The organism is Providencia alcalifaciens (assembly GCF_020271745.1).
GTDB classification, from domain to species: Bacteria; Pseudomonadota; Gammaproteobacteria; order Enterobacterales; family Enterobacteriaceae; genus Providencia; species Providencia alcalifaciens_B.
The window spans coordinates 3,137,450-3,162,513 of sequence record NZ_CP084296.1; the positions used below are offsets into that span (position 1 = coordinate 3,137,450).

Consider the following 25,064-nt stretch of genomic DNA (forward strand, 5'->3'; position numbering starts at 1 on the left):
CGGTTAAAGTAATTTTAACTAGAATATCCTATTCATAATGAAACTAGGCTACAAACAATATGAGCAATTTCCTTCCGTTTTCAAAACCATCAATCGGGGATGAAGAGGTTAAGGCAGTAGAAAACGTTCTGCGTTCAGGCTGGATCACGACAGGCCCACAGAATCATCAATTAGAAGAAGATTTTTGCAAACGTTATGGTTGCAAGCATGCGATTGCCCTTGCATCGGCAACAGCAGGTATGCATGTTGTTTTGATGGCGCTGGGTATCGGTCCAGGCGATGAAGTTATCACTCCGTCACAAACATGGGTTTCAACGATCAATATGATTGAGTTGCTAGGTGCAACGCCCGTTATGATTGATGTTGATCGTGATACCCTCATGATTCAGCCTGAAGCGGTAGAAAAAGCCTTAACTAGCAAAACGAAGGCAATTATCCCTGTTCATTATGCTGGTGCTCCTTGTGATTTAGATGGCCTACGTGCCATCGCACAAAAAGCGGGTGTTTTCCTCATTGAAGATGCAGCTCATGCGGTCGGAACACGTTATAAAAATGAATGGATTGGTGAGAAGGGCACTGCCATCTTTTCATTTCATGCAATCAAAAACGTGACCTGTGCGGAAGGTGGTTTAGTCGCTACTGACGACGATGCGCTCGCTCAGCGCGTTCGTGCGTTAAAATTCCATGGTTTAGGCGTAGATGCGTTTGATCGCCAAATGCAAGGGCGTAAACCGCAAGCTGAAGTGGTTGAACCTGGCTTCAAGTATAACTTATCAGATATTCACGCTGCGATTGCAGTTGTTCAATTGTCCCGCGTTGAGTATTTAAACCAGCGTCGAGCTGAACTGACGGCACGCTACCGTGAGTTACTGAAAGACTCTCCATTACAGATGTTATCTGTACCAGAATATCTACATTTACACGCTAATCACCTATTTATGGTGCGTGTTGATGAGTCTGTGTGTGGCATTGACCGCGATACATTTATGGAGAAGTTAAAAGAGCATAATATTGGCACGGGATTACATTTCCGTGCGGCTCATACACAAAAATATTACCGCGAAAAATACCCAGAGCTGTCATTGCCAGAATCAACATGGAATAGTGCAACGCTTTGTTCATTGCCTCTGTTCCCAGACATGACTGACGCGGATGTTGAACGGGTAGTGAGTGCAATTAATACAGTCCTTTTGGAGTCAAAATAGTGTCATTAGCTGATGAATTTGATGAGATTAAAAAAGTCTCAGTGGTAATCCCTGTTTATAACGAAGAGCAAAGTTTGCCTCAGTTGTTAGAGCGTACGATTAAGTCCTGTAAACAACTGACTCAAGCTTATGAGTTAATTTTAGTTGACGATGGAAGTAGCGACCGTTCTGCAAAAATGTTGGTTGAAGCGGCTGAAAACCCAGATAACCATGTGATTGCGATCATTTTAAACCGCAACTATGGTCAACACTCTGCGATTATGGCGGGTTTCAATCAAGCAGATGGCGACTTAGTTATCACTCTTGATGCGGACTTACAAAACCCACCGGAAGAGATCCCTCGTTTAGTGCAAACAGCGGCTCAAGGCTATGATGTTGTTGGAACTCGTCGTGCTAATCGTCAAGATTCATGGTTCCGCAAAACGGCGTCAAAAATGATCAATGCGATGATCACTAAGGCGACCGGTCGTTCAATGGGTGACTACGGTTGTATGCTACGGGCTTATCGCCGTCACATCATTGAAGCGATGCTGCAATGCCATGAGCGCAGCACATTTATTCCTATTTTAGCGAATACATTTGCGCGTAGAACCATCGAAATTGATGTAGCGCATGCTGAACGCGAGTTTGGTGATTCAAAATACAGCTTTATGAAGCTGATTAATTTAATGTATGACTTATTAACTTGTTTAACGACTGCGCCTCTGCGTTTGTTAAGCGTGGTTGGTAGCATTATCGCTGCTGGTGGCTTTGTGCTGGCAGTGTTGTTAATTGTTTTACGTTTACTGTTCGGCTCTGACTGGGCAGCTGACGGCGTATTTACACTGTTTGCGATACTCTTTATGTTTATCGGCGCGCAGTTTGTTGCTATGGGATTATTGGGCGAATACATCGGTAGGATCTATAATGATGTGCGCGCGAGACCTCGTTATTTTATTCAAAAAGTCGTCGGTGCAGACCTTAAAACCGACAAAAATCAGGAAGAAAACTAATGAAAGCTATTGTTTTTGCCTATCATGATATTGGCTGTGTAGGGATAAAAGCGCTTGAGAAAGCGGGTTTTGATATTCAGGCAGTATTTACGCACACTGATGATCCAAATGAAAACCACTTTTACTCTTCTGTAGCTCGTGTCAGCGCAGATATGGAACTTCCTGTTTTCGCTCCAGAAAACGTTAACCATCCACTGTGGATTGAACGTATTCGTGAGATGAAACCTGATGTGATTTTCTCTTTCTACTATCGCGATATGTTAAGCGAAGAACTGTTAGCATTAGCACCGAAAGGCGCTTTCAATCTGCATGGTTCTTTACTGCCTAAATACCGTGGTCGTGCACCAATCAACTGGGCACTGTTAAATGGTGAAAGCGAAACTGGCGTAACGCTGCACAAAATGGTCGCTAAAGCGGATGCTGGCGATATCGTAGCGCAAGAAAAAGTGGCTATCACTGATACTGATACTGCCCTGACTCTGCATGCGAAAGTACGTGAAGCAGCAGAAGTCCTGTTAGATAAAACTCTGCCATTAATCGAAGCTGGCAGTTACAAAACGGTTGCTCAAGATGAGAGCCAAGCAAGCTACTTCGGTCGTCGTTGTGCTGATGACGGTCAAATCGACTGGAGTCGCAGTGCGAAAGAAATTAACTGCCTGATCCGCGCAGTCACTGAACCATATCCAGGCGCGTTCACCTATTTAGGTGCACGTAAAATGGTAGTATGGCGTGCTCGTGTATTAGACGATAACCAAGGTAAAGCTGCGGGTACTGTATTATCTAGCGACCCACTGCGTATCGCATGCGGCCAAGGCGCACTGGAAATCGTTAGCGGTCAAAGCGAAACCGGTTTATACATGCAAGGCAACCGCCTAGCTAACGAAATGGGTATCGTGACTGACGTTCGCGTTGGTGCTAAACCAACTGCACAAGTTAAGCGTCGTAAACGTGTTCTGATCTTAGGCGTAAACGGCTTTATCGGTAACCACTTAACTGAGCGTCTGTTACAAGATGATAACTATGATATCTATGGTATGGATATCGGTTCGTCTGCAATTGAGCGCTTCATTGGTAACCCACGTTTCCACTTCATCGAAGGTGACGTAAGCATCCATACTGAGTGGATTGAATATCACATCAAAAAATGTGACGTTATTCTGCCACTGGTTGCTATTGCGACACCAATCGAATATACCCGTAACCCACTGCGTGTATTCGAATTAGACTTTGAAGAAAACTTAAAAGTTGTTCGTTACTGCGTGAAATACAACAAACGCATCATTTTCCCATCAACTTCTGAAGTTTATGGTATGTGTGATGATAAAGAGTTTGATGAAGACGAATCTCGTCTGATCGTTGGTCCAATCAATAAACAACGTTGGATTTACTCTGTATCTAAACAGTTACTTGACCGAGTTATCTGGGCATATGGCGCGAAAGAAGGTCTGAAATTCACCTTATTCCGTCCATTTAACTGGATGGGACCACGTTTAGACAGCCTGAACTCTGCACGTATTGGTAGCTCACGCGCAATCACTCAGCTTATCCTGAACTTAGTTGAAGGTTCACCAATCAAGTTAGTCGATGGCGGTGCACAAAAACGTTGCTTCACGGATATCAAAGATGGTATCGAAGCACTGTTCCGCATCATTGAAAACAAAGACGGCAAATGTGATGGTCAAATCATCAACATCGGTAACCCAACTAACGAAGCAAGTATTCGTCAGTTAGCGGAAATGCTGTTAGAAAGCTTCGAAAAACACCCAGCTCGTAGCAAGTTCCCTCCATTTGCAGGCTTCCGTGAAATCGAAAGCGCTAGCTACTATGGTCAAGGTTACCAAGACGTTGAGCATCGTAAACCAAGTGTTGAAAACGCACGTCGTTTACTTGACTGGGTTCCGACTATCGATATGAAAGATACCATTGAAGAAACATTAGACTTCTTCTTACAGGGTGCTGTAGAAGAGCTGGAAAGCAAAAAATAATGAAAAAAGTTGGCTTGAGAATCGATGTGGACACCTATCAAGGTACATTGAAAGGGGTTCCTCAATTACTTAAAGTGCTCAAAGAGCATGATATTCAGGCCAGCTTTTTCTTCAGTGTAGGACCCGATAATATGGGGCGCCATTTATGGCGCCTTTTGCGTCCTAAATTTCTGTGGAAAATGCTACGGTCGAATGCGGCATCTTTGTATGGTTTAGATATTTTACTGGCAGGTACGGCGTGGCCGGGTAAAAAAATCGCCAAAGATTTAGGCTATTTGATGAAACAAACCTTGGAAGCTGGGCATGAAGTCGGCTTACATGCGTGGGATCATCAAGGATGGCAAGCCAAAGTGGCTAAATGGAGCGAGGCTCAACTCACTGAACAAGTGAAACTAGGGGTCGATGCATTGCAACACGCGACTGGCCAACGAGTTACTTGTTCTGCGGTAGCAGGCTGGCGTGGTGATGAGCGAGTACTCGAAGTTAAACAAGGGTTTAATTTCGACTACAACAGTGACTGCCGTGGGAAGTTTCCATTTAGACCTATTCTACGTGATGGTTCTTTGGGAACAGTACAAATTCCTGTGACGTTACCGACTTATGATGAAGTTGTTGGCACAGTAGTGACAGATGAAGAATTTAATGATTTTATTCTTCAAGCAATAAAAGATGACCTAGGTGTTCCTGTTTACACTATCCATACGGAAGTGGAAGGAATGTCAAAGTCACAACAATTTTCACAATTATTGGAACGAATTAAGCAAGAAGAAATCCAATTCTGTACATTGAGTGAATTGTTGCCTGAAGACATCAATACGCTTCCAAAAGGAAGAGTGGTTCGCGCCCCATTCCCGGGACGAGAAGGTTGGCTGGGCTGCCAAGAAGAGGAATAAAATACCCATGTTGAATAACCGAGCGAGCAAAGTAGGAGCCTCTCTGCTGGCTCTTTTTTTTGTCTTGACCTATTTGTTGCCGTTAAACAGCCGTTTACTTTGGCAGCCGGATGAAACCCGTTATGCAGAAATCAGTCGCGAAATGCTACAACGCGGTGACTGGATCGTGCCGTACATGCTGGATATTCGTTACTTTGAGAAGCCAGTGGCGGGGTATTGGATCAACAATATTAGCCAAATGATTTTTGGTGACACAAACTTTGCCGTTCGTTTTGGTTCAGTCTTCTGTATTTTATTAAGCACTTTGCTAGTTTACCGCATGGCAAAAATGATGTGGCGTAATAGCCATGTTGCTTATGTGGCAAGCTTCATCTATATCTCGATGTTCTTGGTGTTTGCAGTAGGAACATATAGCGTTCTCGACCCGATGCTATCGTTATGGATAGCCGCCAGTATGTTTTGTTGCTTATGGGCAATGAAAGCTCGAGAGGTTAAGACCAAACTCGCCGCGTGGGGAGCTCTTGGGTTAGCCTGTGGTATGGCATTTATGACCAAAGGTTTTTTAGCTTTAGCCATTCCGGTTATCGTGATGCTACCTATTACCTTGTATCAAAAACGTTTCCTTGAAATGCTCAAATATGGCCCATTAGCCATTATCACCGCGGTGATCATCAGCTTGCCATGGGCGTTGGCAATAGCCAAACAAGAGCCGGATTACTGGAATTATTTCTTCTGGATTGAACATATTAAGCGTTTTACTGCCGATGACGCTCAGCATCTTGAGCCATTTTGGTACTATATCCCCATCATCTTGTTAGGTGCTATCCCATGGACCGGCTTATTACCAGGCGCACTCATTAAAGGTTGGAAAGAGCGTAAGTCTAGTCCGGATATGTTTTTCTTACTGTGCTGGTTTGTCGTACCTGTGATTTTCTTTAGTATCTCCCGCGGAAAATTGCCAACCTATATGTTGCCGTTTATGGCGCCATTAGCGCTATTAATGGCGAAATATGGTGTCGATTGTGTGCGTAATGGCACCATGAAAGGATTGAAAGCTAACGGTATTATCAACATTGTTATCGGAGTTGCAGCGGTGATCGCTGTGATTATCGTGAGCAGTGTGATTAAAAAACCATTATATGAACATGATGAATGGTCAAAAATGGTGCTAGGGGTTGTTGCATTTTCGATTTGGGCAATCATTGGCTATCTCTGCACTGTATTAAATGCAAAATATTGGTTGTGGGCAGCATCTTGCTCACTAGCCGTTAGTTTATGTATTGGCAGTGCATTGCCAAATAACACCATTGACTCGAAGTTACCACAGAATTTTATTCATCAAAATCATGATCTTTTGATGAATAGCCGCTATCTGATGGCAAGTAATGTGGGCGTTGCTGCGGGGCTAGCATGGGAAACCAAAAATTCCAATATTTATCTCTATAATAGTAGCGGTGAATTAACCTATGGCTTGAAATACCCAGATAGTGCGCATCGTTTGATTAAACCGGATGAATTTGCTGCATGGCTGGCAAAAGCGCGCCAAGAAGGACAGGTTACCGTGGTGTTCTTATTAGGTAAAAAAGAAGGTTTACCAGACATTCCTAAGCCAGATGAAGTCATAAAGAACTCCCGTATGGCGATAGTGGTTTACCATAAACAATGATAGCGCAATTACTTCTGTTACTCTTTGTCAGCGTGTTGACTTGCATTGGGCAAATAGCCCAAAAGCAAGCCGTCGTCGCTTGGCAAGGAGACAAACTTAATAAAGCCGCATCCGCCATTCGTTGGCTGATGTTGGCAGTATTAATGCTAGGGTTGGGGATGCTGTTTTGGCTAAAGTTGTTGGAAACCATGCCGCTCAGTATTGCCTACCCGATGCTCAGTATTAATTTCGTCTTGGTCACATTGATAGGGCAATTTGTCTACCATGAGCAAACTGGACTAAACCACTGGCTCGGGGTTGCCTCAATCATGATAGGAATACTACTGATGAGTATAAGTGTATGAATAAAGGATACTTATGGGTACTCGGTAGTGCGCTATTAGTTACCGTCGCACAACTCAGCCTGAAAGCAGGTGTTGTGGAACTTCCTTCGTTCTCTCTAGGTTGGCATTGGTTGCAGCTAGAATGGCTGGCAGATAATGCGGCAAGCTTAGGGATTATCTTTGTTGGGTTAGTCTGCTATGCGCTATCGATGCTGTGCTGGCTATTTGCGTTAAAATATATTGCGCTCAATAAAGCTTATCCGCTTATCAGCCTGAGCTATGTGTTTGTTTACATACTGGCGGTAGTGTTGCCATGGTTCAATGAACCCGCAACGGCGTTAAAAGCTGCGGGGATCGCATTTATTCTGTTAGGGGTATGGCTGATCAGTCGACCTTCCAAGCCTTTAACGAAAAAAGCTAAATAGCATCAGATAATTAGCCTTAGGTGTTTATTTTTCACGCGTTGTACATTATAGTCTCGCGTATTAAGATATCACTTAAGGTGATTCTTTTGGGGTTATCTATATCCACAGGTTATCTATAAGGTACGCTATGATAGTGAATTTCAAATACCTACCATTGCTGTGTTGCCTCGTGTTGATTGGCTGCTCTTCATCCGTAAAACGGACGTCAGCACCACCAATGAAAACCCAATTGTCTGATCCCATCATGACTATCGCTCAGCTCAAGGACCAACTAAGCCAATGGTATGGCACGCCGTATCACTATGGTGGCATGAGCCAAAATGGTGTGGATTGTTCGGGCTTTGTCTATCGAACATTTAGTGATCGTTTTGCGATTGAAGTCCCGCGTACGACTGTTGACCAAACGCGTTTAGGGACACGCATTGATAAATCGGATTTAATGCCGGGTGACTTGGTATTCTTCAAAACGGGATCAGGGGAAAACGGCCTGCATGTTGGTATTTATGATACTGATAACACATTCATCCATGCATCCACCAGCAAAGGCGTAATACGCTCATCGATGGATAATAGCTATTGGCGAAAAGTGTTTTGGCAAGCTCGGCGCATCTAATTTCGCTTCATTCCTCATTAATTCTTCAGTGATTATGCTATCTTAGGAGCAAGTTTTGCTTTTAGGATAGTCAAATGTCTACATTACGTTTATTTATTTCAGAGTCTTTTGATCCATGGTTTAATTTAGCGGTTGAAGAGACTATTTTCCGCCAAATGTCAGCCGACCAACGAGTTATGTTCTTATGGCGTAATGCCGATACCGTGGTTATCGGGCGTGCTCAAAACCCATGGAAAGAGTGTAACACTCGTAAAATGGAACAAGATAATGTTAGATTAGCGCGTCGTAGCAGTGGTGGCGGAGCTGTATTTCAAGATTTGGGCAATACTTGTTTTACCTTTATGGCAGGAAAACCCGAATATGATAAAACCATCTCAACGCAAATTATTGTGGATGGGCTAGCAAAAGTCGGGATCCACGCTGAAATATCTGGCCGCAACGATTTAGTCCTCGAAACTGAAAATGGCCCACGAAAAATTTCAGGCTCAGCGTACCGTGAAACTAAAGATCGCGGCTTCCACCACGGCACTTTACTGATTAATACCGATTTAAGTCGTTTAGCAAATTACCTCAATCCCGATCCTAAAAAATTGCAAGCCAAAGGGATCACTTCAGTCCGCTCTCGTGTTGCCAACTTGAATGAACTAGTCCCTGATATTTCGCACGAAAAGGTATGTGAGGGGATTGTAAATAGCTTCTTTAGCTACTACGGTGAAACAGTGGAAGCAGAATATATCTCACCGGAAAAACTCCCTGATTTACCCAATTTTGCAGAAACATTCGCGAAGCAAAGTAGTTGGGAATGGAATTTTGGACAAGCGCCTGCTTTTAGTCACATGGCAGATACCCGATTCCCATGGGGCGGTATTGAATTTCATTTTGATATTGAAAAAGGGGTGATCACGCGTTGCCAATTTTTTACCGACAGCCTCGATCCATCCCCATTAGAGTGGTTAAGCCAGCAACTGGTTGGGCAAGCTTATCAAACGGAAACTGTCCGTCAGTTAATGGTACAAATGGTCGTATTGTGGCCAGAATTGACTGAGCAATTTGCAGATTTAGAAAATTGGCTCGTTAACGAACTGAGATAAAAAAAGAGCCGATAGATATCGGCTCAAAATATAGATTTCGTTGAAATGGGTGTTTGAGGGTGTAACGAAAATCTAATGCACTGTTAATGATGACAATTGCAGGTCATAAAGGTTTTACATTCTGGTAATTCACCCGCTTGACGGAATTTAGCCGGGGTGGTATCAAAGTGTTTTTTAAATATACGTGTAAATGTTGCTTGTGAACTAAAGCCATATTGCAATGCAATGTCTAGAATAGGTAAGTTGCCTTCGCGTAATGATTTAGCGGCTTCTAATAGGCGACGTTTGCGAACGTATTCACCAAGGGTACAGCCCTTAAGCTCTTTAAATACGCGCTGTAAATGCCATTTCGAATATCCGCTTTTGTCCGCGATAGTATCGATTTTGATGCCTTCATTGCGTTGTAATTGGCTTTCAAGCCATCTAACAATTTCATTGACTACACTTTCTGACATATCTACCTCCTACTTTAGTAGGCTATTGTTCATTAATAACTAATAATAACTCATGAAATTATGGTCTATTCTTCCTTTTTTTCCGATATATCGCTAGGCTAATCGTGCGGTTTTTAAATGCGAATAACTATTGCTACGATAGTTTTTATTGAAATTCAAAAAACTAAACATACACAAATGAATGTTAAAAATTGTTTTAATACAATAAATTATATTTATTCTCCAAGCGTGAAATGTGAAAAATCAAGGTGAATGCAAGCTTGTTCAAATTTATTGTTGATACTGTTCTATTTTATTAACCAAGTAAATTATTGAAATTTTATTTGACTTAATAATGAGCAATGTGGTGGGGTGAAATAGAATAATTAACAGGAAATTCCGAGGTGAATTGTTTTTTAAGTGATGTAGTAGTGCGGTGAAAGGTTCATTTATCCATTAAAGCCTAAAATTGTGATAAATGAACCTTATTTTAACGTATTGCTATTCGTTAATTACCAACGATAGTTAACACTCCAATAAAAATTACGACCTTCCTGCGGTACACCCAGAGAAGAAACATATTCTCTATCAAAGGCATTTTTTAGGGTTAGTGTAGTATTTAACCCTTTAACAAATTGGTCGGCTTTGTAATTGACGTAAAAATCATGAACGCCATAACCAGCCTGCTGGAAAATCTCACGACGGTAGCGGTCTAGATCGTTAGAGTTTTTTCTATCGGGCAGTTTATAGGTGTTATCTCCCGTAATTTTGGTTCTTGCCGCAAACTCTCCAGTCCAACCCACATTGAACCCTGTATTAGCCACGGGGGCCTTGAATTTAATCATCATTGATTCAGGTCGAATAGAGGAGAGAGCATGATTTTCTAAATCCTCTTTACCTGTCGTAACATTATGATTAAGGCTTAAATCAAACCATGGCGACTGGTAATGAATAAAGCTATCAAACCCTGATATTGTTGCAGATGGAACATTAATATAGTAAACCTCACGAGGGAACCATTGATAATACATATCTCGCCCAACAACTCTTTTATATTCACTCTCCATTGCAATATAATTTTGAGCCTTAGTATTAAAGTACGTTGCGCCAAGCTGTAGGGTATCCCCATTAACGACGAAATCATCGAAACTCAGTTTTAATCCAGCTTCCAAAGTTTTATTGGTTTCTGGTTTTAAATCAGGGGATGTTCTAAAAATGGAGTTACCATATATAGGTGTTTCAAAATGCATGGAGTTATTATACAGCTCAGCCATTCTTGGCGTACGATAGCCTTCAGCATAAGAGGAATGAAGATTTAGCCAATGTGTTGGGGTCGCACTAACGGCAAAACGCGAAGACCAATTGGTATGTTTACTTTTAGCAAAGTCATCACGATTAACATGATATTGCGTAAAACGAGTTCCCGCTGAAAGGGTCACAGGCACATGGGCAAATGTAAGATCATTATTCAGCCAGCCTGAGGTATTGGATAGCTCAGTAGGTGGGTAACTAATTGCGTATTGATTAGGTTTTTGTTTCTGTTGGTAGTGTTCAATACCGCTTTGAATATTGCTGTATGCCCAGCTTGATACAGGTAAAGTAAAGTGGTTTGAAAACTTAGAGCCATAAGTATATTGATTACGACTTTCTGCACCATATTCTTTTGGTTTTTTTTCTGCTTTAACCAAATCTAATTGGCTCAGGCTGAGATCAGTATAATAAATATCCCATTCACCTTCCCATTGAAGCCGATTTTCAGGCTTAAATAATTGATTAATTAGAATATCACGCTGATGAGCATTACGCTCTGTAGGGTCATTCTTGAATTTATTTTTAATCTGCGCAGGCTGTTTTAGACTCAAGCCATCATTACGATATTCACGAAGCTGCAAACCAACGTGATAAGCAGGGTTCGCCATCCAGGTAGTTTTAAACATCCAACTGTGGATCTTCTCTTGGTTATCAAAAGCTGCTGATTCTTGAGACGGCATCAAATACTTTTTGCGTTGGCTATAGCTGAGTAGGGCATCAACAGAATCACTGCGTCCAAGTAATGTTCCCCCCGCATAATAACCATGATCATTACGGTTGATACCACTAAATAAGCGCCCTCCGAGATTTTTTCCGGGTGCTAACACTTCTGAAGCGCTGAGGGTTTTAAAGGAAATAACACCGGCAAGGGCGCCGCTGCCATGTTGTACAGAGGATGCGCCTTTATGTACATAGGCCTTACTGATCATTGAGGGGTCAATCAGTGTGGCATCGAATAAGCCAGAATTAAAATCCTGAACCACATTATCCACCATAATTTTGACACCACGGGAGTCGTAGCCTCGCATCTGTACTGACTGCCCATAGGTACTGCCTGCACCCGTTACAAAAATACCAGCTTGACCCTTTAATAAATCGAGGGCGGATGATGCAGTTTGTTGTTCTGGTGCAGTGGCGTCAATCACCTCAAATTGTTCAGCAACGGCAAATTTTTCGTTGCTCAATGGGGTTGAGGTGACGTGAATAATATCGTCAGTGGCAAAACTTGCAGTGCTAGCCCCTGTCATGGCAAGAGCGACGGTTAATGTTGATAAAGAAAATACTTTACTGTGTGAAGTATCTGCATTTGAAGCAGATGGTTTTAATGCAGATGGTTTTAATGCAGATAATAATGTGATTGCCATCGGAAATCCTTTCCTGATTAATATGATTCTAGCTACCTTAAGGATAAAAAATCCATGGGTGGCTCATAATTGAAATCGAGAATCATTATCGTTAATAAAGTGGCGGTATCAAGTATTTTTTAGTTAATAATATTATTTTACTTAAAATAATCAGTTAATTATATGCAAGTGTGAATGTGTTGGTGGTGTGTTATTTAGAAGGGAAATGAAAATAAGCGCTTTAGATTGAAAATAACCTAAAGCGCAGGTGTCATCTTTGGATGAAATGGATTATTTAAAGCGGAAGTTAACGGCGTCAGCCAGAATTTCAATCAACTGTTCGGTATCTTCCCAACCTAAACATGGATCGGTAATCGATTGACCATAAACGAGAGCTTGGTCTGCACAGATTTTTTGATTGCCTTCTTTTAAGAAGCTTTCTGCCATCACACCGCTAATTGCTGTGGAGCCTTGCTTAATTTGTTGAGCGATATCTTGCGCCACATCTAATTGGCGACGATGAATTTTCTGGCAGTTACCATGGCTGAAGTCCACCACTAAATGCTCAGCTAAACCAAATTCATTTAATTTTTCACAAGCTTGTGAAATGTACTGCGCCTCATAGTTAGGCTGTTTACCACCACGCATGATGATATGCCCATGAGGATTACCACTAGTTTGGTAGATTGTCATCTGTCCGTTCTTATCTGGCGATAAAAACATATGTTGCGCTTTGGCGGCACGAATAGCATCAATAGCGATATTGATATTGCCGTCTGTCCCATTTTTAAAACCCACAGGGCAGGAGAGCGCCGATGCCATTTCACGGTGGATCTGGCTTTCAGTGGTACGAGCGCCAATCGCTCCCCAGCTAATTAAGTCTGCAATATATTGTCCCGTCACCATATCGAGAAATTCGGTGGCAGTTGCTAACCCTAATTGATTAACTTCAATCAAAAGCTTACGTGCTAAGCGAATGCCAGTGTTCACTTGGCATGAGTTATCAAGATGTGGGTCAGAAATTAAGCCTTTCCAGCCCACAACGGTACGCGGTTTTTCAAAATAGGTGCGCATGACAATTTCTAAGCGATCTTGATATTTTTGACGTAACGTATTTAGCTTATTAGCGTATTCAATTGCGGCATCAATGTCATGAATAGAGCAAGGACCTACAATCACCAGCAAACGCGGGTCTTCACCGGATAAGATCTTTTCTATTCGTTTACGTGACGCTGTCACGTTATTGGCGATTGCTTGGGATATCGGAAATTCCTCAGCGAGCGCTTGTGGTGTAATTAAACTGTCCACTCGCTGAGTTCGTAACTCATCTGTTTTATGCATTTTGTTTCTCAAAACTTTTACTCGGCTGAGCCATTTCGTACAGCCGTATTAGTGACTAAGGTCACAATAAACGAAACTGGCTCAAATTCAAACCACCAACTTGGGTTGAATGAATAATTTTTTATATTTTATTTTGTTAAAAAATACGACGCTGTAATCCCATCGTATCAATCACTTTCGCTGAAATTTCTTCAACAGAGTAGTTGGTAGTATTTAAGTAATTGATTTTATTCTGCCTAAATAGGGCTTCTACTTCAGCAATTTCAATACGACACTGACGAAGTGAGGCGTAACGGCTGTTTTCACGTCGCTCTTCACGAATTGCCGCGAGTCGTTCAGGGCTGATGGTTAAACCAAAAAGTTTATGGGTATAGGGGCGTAATGCGGCAGGTAGCTGCAAATTGTCCATATCATCGGCAGTGAACGGGTAGTTGGCGGCTTGTATGCCAAATTGCATTGCTAAATATAAGCTTGTTGGTGTTTTACCACAGCGAGAGACACCAATTAAGATCACTTGCGCTTGTTCAAGGTTACGCAATGAAATTCCATCATCGTGAGCGAGGGTATATTCAATTGCAGCAATACGAGCATCATATTGATTCATATTTTGCATGGATAACCCGTGAGTACGATTAAGTTTTGGCTCCGGTTCTAAGCCGACTTCTCGCTGTATTGGGGCGACCAAACTTTGCACAATATCCTGACAAAAGCCGGAGCTTTGCGTAATTATCTCTTTTACTTGAGGAGAGATGATTGAATAGAACACTAGCGGGCGCATATTGGTTTCGATATAGATAGTATCAATTTTTTGCTTAATTTCTAATGCTCGAGCTTCCGAAGTTACAAAAGGTAAGGTGTAGGAAGTAAAAGCTAAAGGAAACTGAGAAAGTACCGCATGCCCTAACGTTTCAGCTGTAATTGCAGTGCCATCGGAAATAAAAAAAACTGTTCGTTGGGCTTGGTTGGCAGTGTTATTCATTGAATTTAGTTCGCTCATAGGTGATTTCTTTTATCGTTTTTATTGCCAGATTGTTGAAATATTGTAATCGATTAAAGTTTAAAAAATAGTTTATGAGAGGAAGTATAGGCATATTTTGAACAATTCGTAGAACAAAAAATTTTTATTAATTGATGGAACGATTCACCAGTCCATCTTCCCATAACGTCTGTGCTAGTCTATTCGCGAGGCGAATTTTCGCCAACGAGATTTTTTACGATTTGTTGTCTGTCACTAAATTGCTATAAAAGGATCGCTTTCAATGTCCACAAATGGCCTTACTCCGTCTAATGTACTTTGGTATAACCAATTAGGGATGAATGATGTTGACCGTGTTGGAGGTAAAAACGCTTCCCTCGGTGAAATGATCACCAACTTGTCCGATCTTGGTGTATCCGTACCAAACGGTTTTGCGACAACCGCACAGGCGTTTAATGATTTTCTGGAGCAGAGCGGTGTAAACCAGCGTATTTACAACCTGCTAGATGAAACGGATATTGATGATGTGAACCAACTGGCGACAGCCGGTGCTCAGATCCGCCAATGGGTGATTGATACCCCATTGACGCCAGCATTAGAGCAGGATATTCGTGAAGCTTTCCTTCAATTGTCTGAAGGTGAAGCCGAAGCGTCATTCGCTGTTCGCTCATCAGCAACCGCTGAAGATATGCCTGATGCCTCATTTGCTGGGCAGCAAGAGACATTCCTCAACGTTCAAGGGATTGATGCGGTATTGGTTGCCATTAAACATGTTTTTGCGTCGCTGTTTAATGACCGTGCTATTTCTTACCGTGTACACCAAGGCTACGACCATCGTGGCGTCGCGCTATCTGCGGGTGTGCAAAGAATGGTGCGTTCTGACCTCGCTTCTTCCGGTGTTATGTTTACTATCGATACTGAGTCTGGTTTTGACCAAGTCGTCTTTATTACCTCCGCTTATGGTCTTGGTGAGATGGTCGTACAAGGCGCGGTAAACCCGGATGAATTCTACGTCCATAAACCAACCCTGCAAAATAATAAGCCTGCGATTGTACGTCGTACATTAGGTTCTAAAAAATTGCAGATGGTCTATGCCGACAGTAAAGAGCACGGTAAACAAGTGAAGATTGAAGATGTGCCAGAAGCATTACGCAATCGTTTCTCTTTAGCCGATCACGAAGTGGAAGAGCTGGCTCGCCAAGCTTTACAGATCGAAAAACACTACGGTCGTCCAATGGATATCGAATGGGCAAAAGATGGTCATAATGGTCGTCTGTATATTGTTCAAGCGCGTCCGGAAACCGTTCGTTCTAACCAGCAGGTTATGGAACGTTATCAACTGAAAGGCCAAGGGCAGGTCTTAGTTGAAGGTCGTGCAATCGGTCATCGTATTGGTGCTGGTTCGGTCAAAGTTATCCATAACTTGAGTGAGATGGATAGAATTCAGCCGGGTGACGTATTAGTGACGGACATGACGGATCCTGATTGGGAACCTATCATGAAAAAAGCCGCTGCTATCGTAACAAACCGTGGCGGTCGTACTTGCCATGCGGCGATTATCGCGCGTGAACTTGGGATCCCAGCAGTTGTTGGTTGTGGAGATGCAACTGAGCGCTTGAAAGAAGACCAAGAAGTCACGATTTCTTGTGCTGAAGGGGATACTGGCTTCGTTTATGATGGCAAATTAGATTTTGAGATTCACAGCTCCGAAGTGGATAACATGCCTGATTTGAATGTCAAAATCATGATGAACGTGGGTAACCCAGATCGTGCATTTGATTTTGCTTGTTTACCAAATGAAGGTGTCGGCTTAGCGAGACTCGAATTTATTATCAACCGAATGATCGGTGTTCACCCAAGAGCGCTGTTAGAGTTCGATGCTCAAACTCCAGAATTGCAAGCAGAAATCCGTAATATGATGGTCGGTTATGACGACCCTGTTGAATTCTACGTTAGCAAGCTGACGGAAGGAATTTCAACACTCGCGGCGGCATTCTGGCCAAAACGCGTGATCGTCCGTTTATCTGACTTTAAATCTAATGAATATGCCAACTTAGTCGGTGGGGATATTTATGAACCTGAAGAAGAAAACCCAATGCTGGGCTTCCGTGGGGCTGGGCGTTATGTGTCAGATAGCTTCCGTGCATGTTTTGCGCTGGAGTGTGAAGCCGTGAAGCGCGTTCGTAACAAGATGGGTCTGACTAACGTTGAAGTGATGATTCCGTTTGTTCGTACAGTAGCACAAGCCGAGTCAGTGGTTGCTGAGCTGGCAAAACATGACTTGAAACGTGGTGAGAATGGCTTAAAAGTGATTATGATGTGTGAAATCCCATCTAACGCACTGCTAGCTGACCAGTTCCTTGAGCATTTTGATGGCTTCTCCATTGGTTCTAACGACATGACTCAGTTAACCCTAGGTCTTGATAGAGACTCTGGTGTTGTATCTGAATTGTTTGATGAGCGTAATGATGCGGTTAAGGCGATGTTATCAATGGCAATCAAGGCTGCGAAGCGTCAGAACAAATATGTCGGTATTTGTGGCCAAGGTCCATCAGACCACCAAGATTTCGCACAATGGCTGGTGGATGAGGGCATTGATAGCTTATCCTTGAACCCAGACACTGTGGTGCAAACTTGGCTAACAATCGCTGAAAATCAATAATTTAATTATTCACTTTTAGATTATTCATTATAAGAAGGTCGGTAAATAACTATTATTTACCGACCTTTATTTATATATAGGGACAAGGTATTGCAGGAATAGAATTAAACTTAATTTAAGTTTAATTTACGTAAAAATTCATAATATATTATTCAGATTTTCAGCAAAATAAAACTACAGTCTCATAAATAGATTCTTTATTAATGTTAAATGAAAAGTTATTAAATAATTAAAACCATTAAACACATTACTCCAATTATGAGTAATCACGTATAGAGAGAGTAATTAGAGTATTATATTACCTATGTAATAGTGTAAGTTGGGGTATGGAGGGATGATATAGAGATAAAAAAAAAGCCTATCATGGGCTGACAGGCAAAGACTACACACAGCAATTTGGTTAAATAAGTCACGTTGGAAATTAAATAACATAACTTATTAATTCGTTATCGACGAGATATTAACAGGGATATGCTAAACTGTTTAAATAAGTTAATCACTCGGAACACTCTTAATAAGATATTACTTGTTGTTCCCAAATGATTATTCATTCGATGAGGAGAATATTAACATAATTAAAGATAAAAACTAACAGTAGTGTGTTAAATATTGTTTCTAAATATTAATGAGAATAGATGGTCGAGAAAACATGTTCAAAATGAAACATGTTTTCTCGAATTAAATGGAATTTATTTTTTCATTAAGAATTCTTCTTCAAGGAATTTTTCGGTGGCATCTAAATTTTCACTGGGTGGCGCCACTTCATTCATCCACGCTTTGAGCAGACTATAAGAAACAGCCAGCACCACAGGACCAATGAATAAGCCAATCATACCGAAGGACAAGATACCGCCGATAACACCCACTAAAATAAGCACCATAGGAAGATCGGCACCCATTTTAATTAGCCAAGGTCGCAACACGCCATCCATAGTAGCAACAACCGCTGCCCAGACACCGAGAATAATTGCCCAGGTGGTATCCCCCGTCCAAAATAGCCACAGAACGGAAGGGACCATGACTAATAGTGGGCCAAGTTGTGCGACGCAGCAGATAAAAATCAAGACTGTCAGAATAGCAGCATAGCTAATACCGGATAGCGCTAAACCGACGCCACCGACAATGGCTTGAATTAATGCAGTCACAACCACACCAAGTGCGACTGCGCGAATAGATTGTGCTGCGAGTACCACCGCTGCATCGCCACGAATGCCCGCAAGACGTACGGCAAAGTGACGAACACCGATTGTTACTAGCTCACCTTTATAATAGAGCAGTCCACTAAACAGCAGCATTAATAAGAGGTGGAATAAGAAGCGGCTGGCACTAACGGCCTGCGTTGCAAACCATCCCGCGGCTTGACCGAAATAAGGTTGAACTTTAGCTAATAACGCGTTACCCCCACTCGCCACCAAACTGTGCCAAGCGTAATACAATTTTTCTCCGACCATGGGTACTTGATTCAGCCACTCTAAATCCGGCAAGGTGATACTGGCTGGTGACTTCGCTAATTCGATAAGCGGTGCACTATTTTGAATAATGCTGCCAATCAAAATACTGGTTGGAATAACAAAAAGCAGGAAGATCAGTAGAACCATGGTCAGCGAAGCAAGCCAGCGCTTATTCCAAAGGCGTGCTTGTAGTCGTAAGAGAATTGGCCAAGTAGCAATCACCATCATCCCCGCCCATACGAATCCTAAAATAAATGGGCTTAAGACCCAAAAACAGGTCGCTATCATAAAGATAATGGAGAGCAGTCCAAGGACGAGTTTGGGTAAATCCAAACGTTTTTGCGATTTTTCCATTAATGATCAATCCTTAACAAATGAAAATTCTGTGGGGTTAGGGCTTTTACAGGTGAAAATAACGTAATTATTTTTCATGCTTAAAAGAAACGATATTGTGATATGGTTTTACTGACAATGTCACCGGCAGATGCGCTATCTTTACAGGCTGCGAGGAAACACTCCAATAAACCTTGTGCCTATTGTGCTACTTAAACTAAAGATAGTACATAACGACAAATGCGATTACTCAACAACAAGAGTCATGATTAATAATGATCCCGCGTATATCTGAAGCACCACATCTTAGTCAGCTAGCTATCCAATTTCTGCACGAGCTACAACAGCAAGGTTTTACTGGTGATACTGGCACCAGTTATGCTGAACGCTTATCCATGTCTACTGACAACAGCATTTACCAACTGTTACCACAAGCTGTCATCTTCCCGCGTTCCAGCGCTGACGTACAAATCATTACACGCGTTGCAGGGCAAGACAAATACCGCGAATTAAGTTTCACGCCACGCGGCGGGGGAACGGGCACCAATGGGCAATCGCTCACCGAAGGGATTGTAGTGGACATGTCCCGCTATATGAACCGAATTTTAGAAATCAACCCAGAACAGGGATGGGTAAAAGTTGAAGCTGGCGTGATTAAAGACCAACTCAACCAATTTCTAAAACCGTATGGCTACTTTTTCTCTCCTGAACTATCCACAAGTAACCGCGCGACATTGGGCGGAATGATCAACACAGATGCGTCTGGACAGGGATCATTAGTGTATGGCAAAACGTCAGACCATGTTTTAGGTGTCAAAGCGATGGTTTTAGGGGGAGCTTGCCTCGATACTCGCGCTATGCCTATCGAACTCGCCCAAACGATTGCGTTAGAGGATTCAGTCGAAGGACGAATCTATAAAACCGTCCTTGAACGCTGCTTAGAACAACGCCCGCTAATCGAAGAAAAATTTCCAAAACTAAACCGATTTTTAACGGGTTATGACTTACGTCATGTTTTTAATGATGACCTTACTCAGTTTGATTTAACGCGAATTTTAACGGGGTCTGAAGGATCGCTGGCGTTTATTACGGAAGCCACACTGGATATCACGCCACTACCGAAAGTGCGCCGTTTGGTGAACGTTAAATATGATTCATTTGAATCAGCGTTACGTAACGCGCCATTTATGGTACAGGCGCAAGCGCTCTCGGTAGAAACCGTCGATTCGAAAGTTCTGAATCTCGCGAAAGAAGATATTGTTTGGCACTCCGTAAAATCGCTGATCACGGATGTGCCGAATAAAGAGATGCTTGGGCTGAACATTGTTGAGTTTAGTGGCGATGATGAAGACGAAATCAATCGTTTGACTGATAGTTTATGCCAACGCCTTGATGAATTGATGGCGAGCCATCAAGCGGGGGTGATTGGCTACCAAGTTTGTCATGACCTTGCTGATATTATCCGTATCTATAATATGCGTAAAAAAGCAGTGGGATTATTGGGCAACAGCAAAGGCGCTGCGAAACCCATCCCATTTGTTGAGGATACCTGCGTACCACCAGAGCATCTAGCGGATTATATTGCGGAGTTCAGGGCGCTACTGGATAGCCATAAACTGAATTACGGGATGTTTGGTCACGTGGATGCGGGGGTTTTACACGTTCGTCCAGCATTAGATATGTGCGATCCTCAGCAAGAAATGTTAATGAAGCAAATTTCGGATGAAATTGTTGCTTTGACTGCAAAATATGGCGGTTTACTGTGGGGGGAACACGGTAAAGGCTTCAGAGCGCAATATAGCCCAGAATTCTTTGGTGAAGTTCTTTACGGTGAGCTGCGTAATATTAAGGCGGCATTTGACCCAGATAACCGCTTGAACCCCGGAAAAATTTGTCCACCAGCGGGTATCGATGCCCCAATGAAACAGGTGGATGCAGCTAAACGCGGCACATACGACCGCCAAATCCCTATTCAAATACGCCAAGAGTTCCGTGGGGCGATGGATTGCAACGGCAATGGGCTCTGTTTTAACTTTGATGTAAAAAGTCAAATGTGCCCATCGATGAAAATTAGCCGTCAGCGTGTGCACTCACCGAAAGGTCGTGCGACGTTGGTTCGTGAATGGCTGCGTTTATTAGCTGAGCAAGGCGTCACACCTGAACAAATTGAAAAAGGCGTGAAAAGTGAGTCTCCATCGTTACGTGGATTGATTGAAAAAACCCGTAACTCATGGCGGGCGAAGCAGGGAGATTATGATTTTTCCCATGAAGTGAAAGAGTCGATGTCTGGGTGTTTAGCCTGTAAGGCGTGCTCGACTCAATGCCCAATTAAAATTGATGTGCCGTCTTTCCGCGCAAAATTCCTCGCACTCTACCATAGCCGTTACTTGCGACCTGTTCGTGACCATATTGTGGCGAATGTGGAAGCCAGTGCACCGTTAATGTCAAAAGCGCCGGGCGTTTTTAACTTCTTCTTGCGTCAAACGGTAGTTCAGAAACTGAGCGAACATACCATTGGTATGGTGGATTTACCGTTATTTTCTCAACCGACGCTGAAACAGGAGTTATCAGGGCATGCAGCGATCTCTCTGACTTTGGAACAACTTGAAGGAATGTCTGCCAGCCAGCGTGAAAAACATGTGCTCGTGGTGCAAGACCCCTTCACAAGTTACTACGATGCAAAAGTGGTAGTGGATTTTGTTCGTTTGATTGAAAAGTTGGGCTATAAACCTGTATTACTCCCATTCTCACCGAATGGTAAAGCACAACATATCAAAGGTTTTTTAAGTCGTTTTGCGAAAACCGCACGTAAAACATCGGATTTTTTAAATCGCGTTGCTAAACTGCAATTACCAATGGTAGGTGTCGATCCTGCATTGGTGCTATGTTATCGTGATGAGTACCACGAAATTTTAGGTGAGCAGCAGTGCCAATTTACGGTAATGCTGGCCCATGAATGGCTGATTTCATTACCAGAACAACCCAAAAATGACGGAATGGATGAGCAGCCTTGGTATCTCTTTGGCCACTGCACCGAATCAACAGCATTACCAAATAGTGCCAACCAATGGGCTGCACTGTTTTCTCGTTACGGGCGTAAACTCACTAACGTGAGTGTTGGATGTTGCGGAATGGCGGGAACTTATGGCCATGAAGTCGCTAACCTTGAAAATTCAAAAGGTATTTACAACCTGTCGTGGAAACCTGCGATAGAAAAACTGCCCCTAGAACGCTGCTTAAGCTCGGGATATTCCTGTCGTAGCCAAGTAAAACGAATGGAAAAAACGACAATCAAACACCCAATTCAAGCCTTACTGGAGATTGTTTCATGATTTGGAAGCGTCAATTTAACTTGCAACAAATGGCAGCGATGGCTGAAAGCTGTATGTTAGGCCATATAGGGATTGAAATTACAGGCTTCGGTGATGACTACCTTGAAGGTACCATGCCAGTGGACCATCGCACCAAACAGCCTTTTGGTTTGCTACACGGCGGTGCCTCGGTTGTGTTGGCTGAATCCTTAGGTTCAATCGCAGGCTACCTATGCAGTGAAGGAGATCAACGTGTAGTTGGCGTGGAAATTAACGCTAACCATATTCGTGCAGCGCGAGAAGGTGTGGTGAGAGGCGTATGCAAACCGATTCATCTGGGACGTCGTCAGCAAGTGTGGAATATCGAAATTTTTAACGAGAAAGACCAATTGTGTTGCACTTCCCGTTTAACGACTGCCGTATTGTTTGAATAATCAGCAGTTTATTTCCTCTGATACCCTCAGTTTATTTGAGGGTATCAATCATATATTTATCCATCATATCAATTCGTTGCAACCTATCTAATTTATTTATTCTTATTCTATGAGTGTGGTCTTAAACTGAATATCTTTTTATTAATTTGTGTTATTTTTATGTACTCAACAATACACAAAAAACATTATCATGAATGAAATTTATTTCTTAATTATTAATTGGTTAGATATTTTCATGAACTAAAATCCTGTCAATAAACCATTCTCATCGCTATAACCTCTTAAAACAAATGGTTGAAGTCATATGGGTAATCATTACCATGTCATCTAGAGAAGAAATCGCTGATAACAGGCTGAAAAACCATAAAAAAAGTGAGGTCAAAATGACTGGTGGTGTAGAAACGTTTTCATTGGATGAAAATTCATGGCAGGGCGTCAGCCTAACCCCAAGTGCCGCTAAACAGATCAACAAATTGGTTCTTCAAACACCCAATAGCAAAGGTTTATCCCTCGGCGTGAAACAGTCGGGATGTGCAGGTTTTGGATACGTCTTCGAGATGATTGAAAACCCAACCGATGACCACTTAGTGTTTGAACTCGATGGTGCACACTTGTATGTGCCTAAAAAAGCAATGCCATTCATTGATGGCACGGTAGTGGATTATGTCCAAGAAGGGCTTAACCATATTTTTAAATTTAATAACCCGAAAGCTCAACATGCCTGTGGGTGTGGTGAAAGCTTCGGCGTTTAACTTGTGAAGCTAGATTATGTCTCAGAGCAATGTAGAAGTTGGCGAAGATGTTCAAAGCTGGCTTGATGAAAAACGTTATAAAGAAGGCTTTTTTACCCAAGTTGCCACCGATGAGATGGCGAAAGGGCTAAATGAAGATGTGGTTCGTGCTATTTCTGCGAAGCGTAATGAACCTGAGTGGATGCTGCAATTTCGTCTTGATGCCTTTAATCACTGGAAAGGCATGGAAGAGCCACACTGGCTGAAAGCCCATTATCCAAATTTGGATTACCAAGATTATAGCTATTATTCCGCGCCATCTTGTGGGTCGTGTGATGATGCCTGTGGTTCACAACCAGGCGCGATGCAATCAACTGGCGCTGCGGAAGAAGCGAATTACCTGACGAGTGAAGTCGAAGATGCATTCAACCAGCTTGGCGTGCCTGTCCGTGAAGGCAGCAAAGTTGCGGTAGATGCGATTTTTGACTCCGTTTCTGTATCGACAACCTACCGTGGCGATTTAGCTAAACACGGGATTATTTTCTGCTCGTTCAGCGAAGCAATTCAAGAATATCCTGAACTGGTTCAAAAATATTTAGGTAGCGTTGTCTCCAGTCACGATAACTTTTTTGCTGCACTGAATGCGGCTGTGGCATCGGATGGAACCTTTGTTTACATCCCGAAAGGGGTGCGTTGTCCTATGGAGTTGTCGACCTATTTCCGTATTAATGCGGCAAAAACAGGGCAATTTGAACGCACAATTTTAATTGCCGATGAAGGCAGTTATGTGAGCTACATCGAAGGGTGTTCAGCACCTGTGAGGGATAGCTATCAATTGCACGCTGCTGTTGTGGAAGTGATTATCCATAAAGATGCGGAAGTGAAGTACTCGACAGTTCAAAACTGGTTCTCAGGTGGTGATAGCGAAACGGGAGGAATTCTTAATTTCGTTACTAAGCGTGCCCTGTGTGAAGGGGAAAATTCCAAAATGTCATGGACTCAATCCGAAACGGGTTCAGCCATTACATGGAAATACCCAAGCGTGATTTTAAAAGGGGATAACTCTGTCGGGGAATTTTTCTCTGTCGCGTTGACCAACGGTAACCAACAAGCGGATACGGGCACTAAAATGATCCACATAGGCAAAAACACCCGCTCAACGATTATCTCGAAAGGGATCTCGGCAGGTAAAAGCCAAAATAGTTATCGTGGGCTCGTCAAAATACTCCCAAGTGCCCATAACGCTCGTAACTTTACCCAGTGTGATTCCATGCTGATTGGCACCCAATGTGGCGCTCATACCTTCCCGTATGTGGAAGTGAAGAACAATACTGCGCAATTGGAACATGAAGCGACAACTTCGCGTATTGGTGAAGACCAGCTGTTTTATTGCTTGCAACGTGGGATCAGCGAAGATGACGCTATCTCAATGATTGTTAACGGCTTCTGTAAAGATGTTTTCTCAGAGTTGCCATTAGAGTTTGCCGTTGAGGCACAAAAATTATTGGCTATCAGCTTAGAACACAGTGTGGGCTGATCCTAAC

General features: G+C 42.6%; 19 protein-coding genes. 14 read left to right on the forward strand and 5 right to left on the reverse strand.

The genetic code is table 11. The annotated features are described in order from the left end of the window. Positions 1-59: 59 nt before the first annotated feature. From arnB to LDO51_RS14465, 9 genes are all read left to right on the forward strand, one after another. Positions 60-1,205, forward strand: a complete 1,146-nt coding sequence (arnB, locus tag LDO51_RS14425) for a UDP-4-amino-4-deoxy-L-arabinose aminotransferase (RefSeq protein ID WP_225575110.1) — start codon at positions 60-62, stop codon at positions 1,203-1,205. After that, entirely contained in the window at positions 1,205-2,197 is a 993-nt protein-coding gene (arnC, locus tag LDO51_RS14430) for an undecaprenyl-phosphate 4-deoxy-4-formamido-L-arabinose transferase (protein ID WP_225575111.1), read from the forward strand. Before arnB ends, arnC begins: the two co-directional genes overlap by 1 nt. After that, positions 2,197-4,182 carry a bifunctional UDP-4-amino-4-deoxy-L-arabinose formyltransferase/UDP-glucuronic acid oxidase ArnA gene (gene arnA / locus LDO51_RS14435; RefSeq protein ID WP_225575112.1) on the forward strand — a complete coding sequence of 662 codons (1,986 nt, stop codon included), beginning with the start codon at positions 2,197-2,199 and terminating at the stop codon, positions 4,180-4,182. The genes arnC and arnA overlap by 1 nt, the downstream gene beginning before the upstream one ends. Further along, entirely contained in the window at positions 4,182-5,075 is an 894-nt protein-coding gene (gene arnD / locus LDO51_RS14440) for a 4-deoxy-4-formamido-L-arabinose-phosphoundecaprenol deformylase (RefSeq protein ID WP_225575113.1), read from the forward strand. Before arnA ends, arnD begins: the two co-directional genes overlap by 1 nt. Before the next feature lie 7 nt (positions 5,076-5,082). Beyond that, the gene (gene arnT, locus LDO51_RS14445; RefSeq protein WP_225575114.1) at positions 5,083-6,741 is read left to right on the forward strand and encodes a lipid IV(A) 4-amino-4-deoxy-L-arabinosyltransferase; all 1,659 of its coding nucleotides are present in this window, start codon (positions 5,083-5,085) and stop codon (positions 6,739-6,741) included. Then, a complete protein-coding gene (gene arnE, locus LDO51_RS14450) occupies positions 6,738-7,085 on the forward strand; it encodes a 4-amino-4-deoxy-L-arabinose-phosphoundecaprenol flippase subunit ArnE (RefSeq protein WP_225575115.1) in 348 nt (115 codons plus the stop codon). Before arnT ends, arnE begins: the two co-directional genes overlap by 4 nt. Then, positions 7,082-7,489 carry a 4-amino-4-deoxy-L-arabinose-phosphoundecaprenol flippase subunit ArnF gene (gene arnF, locus LDO51_RS14455; RefSeq protein ID WP_225575116.1) on the forward strand — a complete coding sequence of 136 codons (408 nt, stop codon included), beginning with the start codon at positions 7,082-7,084 and terminating at the stop codon, positions 7,487-7,489. Before arnE ends, arnF begins: the two co-directional genes overlap by 4 nt. Positions 7,490-7,616: 127 nt before the next feature. After that, positions 7,617-8,102, forward strand: coding sequence for a C40 family peptidase (locus tag LDO51_RS14460; protein WP_225575117.1), 486 nt, complete (start codon positions 7,617-7,619; stop codon positions 8,100-8,102). Positions 8,103-8,176: 74 nt separating this feature from the next. Beyond that, positions 8,177-9,193 (forward strand): lipoate--protein ligase A, encoded by a 1,017-nt coding sequence (locus LDO51_RS14465; RefSeq protein WP_225575118.1) that lies wholly within the window; start codon positions 8,177-8,179, stop codon positions 9,191-9,193. An 83-nt stretch (positions 9,194-9,276) separates the two neighbouring features. Here the strand turns inward: LDO51_RS14465 and LDO51_RS14470 are convergent, their stop codons facing one another. The 4 genes from LDO51_RS14470 to ppsR form a co-directional block, all read right to left on the reverse strand. Next, positions 9,277-9,648, reverse strand: a complete 372-nt coding sequence (locus LDO51_RS14470) for a helix-turn-helix domain-containing protein (protein WP_225575119.1) — start codon at positions 9,646-9,648, stop codon at positions 9,277-9,279. Between the two features lie 491 nt (positions 9,649-10,139). Continuing rightward, the gene (locus LDO51_RS14475) at positions 10,140-12,302 is read right to left on the reverse strand and encodes a TonB-dependent receptor domain-containing protein (RefSeq protein ID WP_225575120.1); all 2,163 of its coding nucleotides are present in this window, start codon (positions 12,300-12,302) and stop codon (positions 10,140-10,142) included. Between the two features lie 270 nt (positions 12,303-12,572). Then, positions 12,573-13,622 (reverse strand): 3-deoxy-7-phosphoheptulonate synthase, encoded by a 1,050-nt coding sequence (locus LDO51_RS14480; protein WP_225575121.1) that lies wholly within the window; start codon positions 13,620-13,622, stop codon positions 12,573-12,575. Positions 13,623-13,758: 136 nt separating this feature from the next. Beyond that, positions 13,759-14,601: a posphoenolpyruvate synthetase regulatory kinase/phosphorylase PpsR gene (gene ppsR / locus LDO51_RS14485; protein ID WP_225577281.1), complete on the reverse strand. Its 843-nt coding sequence runs from the start codon at positions 14,599-14,601 to the stop codon at positions 13,759-13,761. Between the two features lie 280 nt (positions 14,602-14,881). Here ppsR and ppsA point away from each other — a divergent pair, with 280 nt between their 5' ends. Next, complete coding sequence (ppsA, locus tag LDO51_RS14490) at positions 14,882-17,260, forward strand: phosphoenolpyruvate synthase (RefSeq protein ID WP_225575122.1); 2,379 nt, start codon at positions 14,882-14,884, stop codon at positions 17,258-17,260. A gap of 689 nt (positions 17,261-17,949) precedes the next feature. Here ppsA and ydiK read toward each other — a convergent pair. Then, positions 17,950-19,065: an AI-2E family transporter YdiK gene (ydiK, locus tag LDO51_RS14495; protein ID WP_225575123.1), complete on the reverse strand. Its 1,116-nt coding sequence runs from the start codon at positions 19,063-19,065 to the stop codon at positions 17,950-17,952. Between the two features lie 254 nt (positions 19,066-19,319). Here ydiK and ydiJ point away from each other — a divergent pair, with 254 nt between their 5' ends. The 4 genes from ydiJ (at position 19,320) to sufB (ending at position 25,057) form a co-directional block, all read left to right on the forward strand. After that, the gene (gene ydiJ, locus LDO51_RS14500) at positions 19,320-22,376 is read left to right on the forward strand and encodes a D-2-hydroxyglutarate dehydrogenase YdiJ (protein WP_225575124.1); all 3,057 of its coding nucleotides are present in this window, start codon (positions 19,320-19,322) and stop codon (positions 22,374-22,376) included. Further along, a complete protein-coding gene (locus LDO51_RS14505) occupies positions 22,373-22,789 on the forward strand; it encodes a hotdog fold thioesterase (RefSeq protein WP_154627943.1) in 417 nt (138 codons plus the stop codon). The genes ydiJ and LDO51_RS14505 overlap by 4 nt, the downstream gene beginning before the upstream one ends. Positions 22,790-23,172: 383 nt before the next feature. After that, on the forward strand, positions 23,173-23,541 hold the full coding sequence (gene sufA / locus LDO51_RS14510) for a Fe-S cluster assembly scaffold SufA (RefSeq protein WP_036950521.1): 369 nt from the start codon (positions 23,173-23,175) through the stop codon (positions 23,539-23,541). A gap of 16 nt (positions 23,542-23,557) precedes the next feature. Next, positions 23,558-25,057 carry a Fe-S cluster assembly protein SufB gene (sufB, locus tag LDO51_RS14515; RefSeq protein WP_225575125.1) on the forward strand — a complete coding sequence of 500 codons (1,500 nt, stop codon included), beginning with the start codon at positions 23,558-23,560 and terminating at the stop codon, positions 25,055-25,057. The last annotated feature ends 7 nt before the right edge of the window (positions 25,058-25,064 follow it).